Below are 2969 nucleotides of genomic sequence, written 5' to 3' on the forward strand. Positions count from 1 at the left end.
GGGGACAAGCTGTGGCGCATGCCGCTGGGTGCTGCCTACGACAAGCTGATCGACAGCCCGATCGCCGACATGAAGAATATTGGCGACAAGGGTGCAGGTTCGATCACTGCCGCGCAGTTCCTCCAGCGCTTTATCGCCAATGGCACGCCCTGGGCGCATTGCGACATCGCCGGGATGGTCTGGTCGGACAAGCCTGGCCAGACCTGGGGCAAGGGCGCGACCGGCTATGGCGTGCGGCTGATGGATCGTCTGATCGCCGATACGGTCGAGGGCTAGTGCGCGCGACTGGTCATGCCGATCGGGCCTCAAGCAGCAAAGCGGTAGGCCACGAATGAGGGTCGACTTCTACCAGCTCAGTCGGGACCCGGTCGACATCACCGTGGCGAAGCTCGCTCGCAAGGTGATGCAGTCTGGCGAACGGCTGCTGGTGGTTTCGGGCGATCCTGACCAGCGCGAAGCCCTGTCGCGCGTGATGTGGGCGCAGGATGGCGCGGCCTTTCTCGCCCATGGCATGGCGGGGTCTCCCGACGATGCGCGCCAGCCGATCCTGATCTCGGACAGTGCTGCGGCGCCCAATGGCGCGGGCATGGCGATCATTGCCGATGGGCAGTGGCGCGAAGAAGCCACTGCCTTCAGCAGGGTGTTGCTGCTGTTCGATGCGGCGGCACGCGACAATGCAGCCCAGCTTTGGCGGCGGTTTGCAGCGGACGAGGCGGTCGATAACCGCATCTTCAAGCAGGACGAAACGGGCGGTTGGCGTGAAGGGGCCTGAGCGCTAGCCTGTCCGGCAAAGAGGGGGATCTACATGCGCCGTATTGCCTTGCTATCGTTGTCGCTGGCCCTCGCCGGCTGCGGGTCCGCGAATGAGGGCACGCTGACCGACGAGGACGGCGACAAGGTCGGAACCTATGAGATCGACGGCGGCGAAACGCGTGCCTCGATCACCGACGAAGATGGCACGGTGACGACCCTGGCTGCTGGTGAGCAGGTGCCGGTCAAACTGCCGCAAGGTTTCTCGATCGCTCCTGGACTCAAGGTGCTCAACAACACCCATGTCGAACGCGACGGGGGTAGTTTCGTACTCCTGACCATGCAGGGCGACATGCCTGTCGACGAGGCGATCGAGTTCTATCGCAAGCAGGCGGAAGCTGCCGGCGTGCAGGTGAACGTCGATATCGTTACGGGTGAATCCACCACCATTGCGGGTGAAGGCAAGGGCGGACTCGCCTTTTCAGCCATGGCCAGTCGCAGCGGTGACAAGACCGCGGTGCAACTGACGCTCAACCAGGGCCTCAAATAGCCGCAGAGGCGCGCAAGCTTCGCACTTGCCCGCGCGCCTGCGCGGCGCTAGGGGCGCGCGCAACAATTTCCCCCATCTGCAAGGATAATTCCCATGGCGGTTACCCGCACCTTTTCGATCATCAAGCCCGATGCCACCCGCCGCAACCTGACCGGTGCGGTCACCAAGATGCTGGAAGAAGCCGGCCTGCGCGTCGTTGCCAGCAAGCGTATCCACATGACCCGCGAACAGGCCGAAGGCTTCTACGCGGTGCACAAGGAACGCCCCTTCTTCGGTGAACTGTGCGAATTCATGATGAGCGAACCGGTCGTGGTGCAGGTCCTCGAAGGCGAAGACGCCGTGACCCGTAACCGCGACATCATGGGCGCGACCAACCCGGCCGACGCTGCCGAGGGCACGATCCGCAAGACTCATGCCCTCTCGATCGGCGAGAACACCGTCCACGGTTCGGACAGCGACGAAAACGCCGCGATCGAGATCGCCTTCTTCTTCAAGCCTGAAGAAATCGTCGGCTGATCCGAAACACTCGGCATTCATGCGGGCGCGCTCCTGGCGGGGCGCGCCCGTTTTGCTGTGGGGGCTGGGGTGAAGTCGCAATTTGGTCATGCCGCTGAAATCCGGTATGATCGCCCGATCGAGAGGATTGGGTCGCGCGGTCTTCTGGGGAGGACACTATGGCGCGACTTACGATCATGGCGATATCGCTCGCTGTCTACTTCGCTTTCTTCGGCGCATTCCTGTATCTGGTCGGCTTCGTCGGCGAGTTCGCTTTCATGCCGACGCATCTCGACAAGGGGGGTGCGGCGCCGCCGGTGCAATCGGTGATAATCGACATCGCGCTGATTGCCCTGTTCGGCCTGCAGCATTCGGTCATGGCGCGACCAGGCTTCAAGGCCCGGATCACCAAGATCATTCCTGCCGCGATGGAGCGGAGCGTCTATTGCCTCGCAACCGTGGCAGCGCTCGTCATCCTGTTTGCCGGCTGGCACCCGATCGAAGGCACCCTTTGGACGATCGAGGGCGAATTGGGGCAGGCGGTCATGAACGGCCTGTTCTGGGCCGGTTTCGGCATCGTCTTCATTTCAACCTGGCTGATCAATCACTTCGAACTGTTCGGCCTGCAGCAGGCCTGGCTTAACCTGCGCGGTTCGCAGCCGAGCGCGCCAGTCATGCGTACGCCCATGTTCTACAAGCTCGTGCGCCACCCGATCTATGCCGGCTTCTTCCTCGCCTTCTGGGCCACTGCGACCATGACCTATGGCCACCTGCTCTTTGCGGTCGGCATGACAATCTACATCATGATCGGGATCGCACATGAAGAACGTGACCTGATCAAGTTGTTCGGCGACGATTACGTGACCTATCGCCAAAAGGTTGGCGCTTTCATCCCCGGTATCGGCAAGACTGGCTGAGTTTCAGGAGAATTCCGCAATCTGGGCCCGGTGCGTGTGGTGCGTGCCGTTCGCCGCGCGCCCCATCTCGCGTTCCATCGCCGAGAGTGCTGAAGCGCTGAGCTCCAGCCCCAGCGCATGGTAGATATGCCTGATCTCGCCGTGCCAGTCGGCATCCAGCCGCGCGAAATCGACCCGCGCCACGGGGCCTTGGAATACCTCCAGCGCGGCGTCGATCCGCCTCTGCCGCAGGGCCAGCTTGCGCTGCCATTCGGATC

4 protein-coding genes and 2 pseudogenes are annotated in these 2969 nt (G+C 62.6%); 5 read left to right on the forward strand and 1 reads right to left on the reverse strand.

The window, feature by feature from the left end:
* From AAFM29_RS16860 to mddA, 5 genes and pseudogenes are all read left to right on the forward strand, one after another.
* Window positions 1-276, forward strand: a pseudogene (locus AAFM29_RS16860) (leucyl aminopeptidase); the annotation flags it as partial.
* Window positions 277-331: 55 nt separating this feature from the next.
* Entirely contained in the window at window positions 332-772 is a 441-nt protein-coding gene (locus AAFM29_RS16865) for a DNA polymerase III subunit chi (protein ID WP_341713904.1), read from the forward strand.
* A gap of 33 nt (window positions 773-805) precedes the next feature.
* The gene (locus AAFM29_RS16870) at window positions 806-1300 is read left to right on the forward strand and encodes a hypothetical protein (protein ID WP_341713905.1); all 495 of its coding nucleotides are present in this window, start codon (window positions 806-808) and stop codon (window positions 1298-1300) included.
* A gap of 93 nt (window positions 1301-1393) precedes the next feature.
* The gene (gene ndk / locus AAFM29_RS16875; protein ID WP_341713906.1) at window positions 1394-1816 is read left to right on the forward strand and encodes a nucleoside-diphosphate kinase; all 423 of its coding nucleotides are present in this window, start codon (window positions 1394-1396) and stop codon (window positions 1814-1816) included.
* 158 nt (window positions 1817-1974) lie between these two features.
* A complete protein-coding gene (mddA, locus tag AAFM29_RS16880) occupies window positions 1975-2712 on the forward strand; it encodes a methanethiol S-methyltransferase (RefSeq protein WP_341713907.1) in 738 nt (245 codons plus the stop codon).
* Window positions 2713-2715: 3 nt separating this feature from the next.
* On the opposite strand, the pseudogene AAFM29_RS16885 reads toward mddA, so the two are convergent.
* Window positions 2716-2969 (reverse strand): annotated as a pseudogene (locus tag AAFM29_RS16885) (hypothetical protein); the annotation flags it as partial.

This window comes from Erythrobacter sp. (assembly GCF_038133525.1).
GTDB lineage: Bacteria > Pseudomonadota > Alphaproteobacteria > Sphingomonadales > Sphingomonadaceae > Qipengyuania.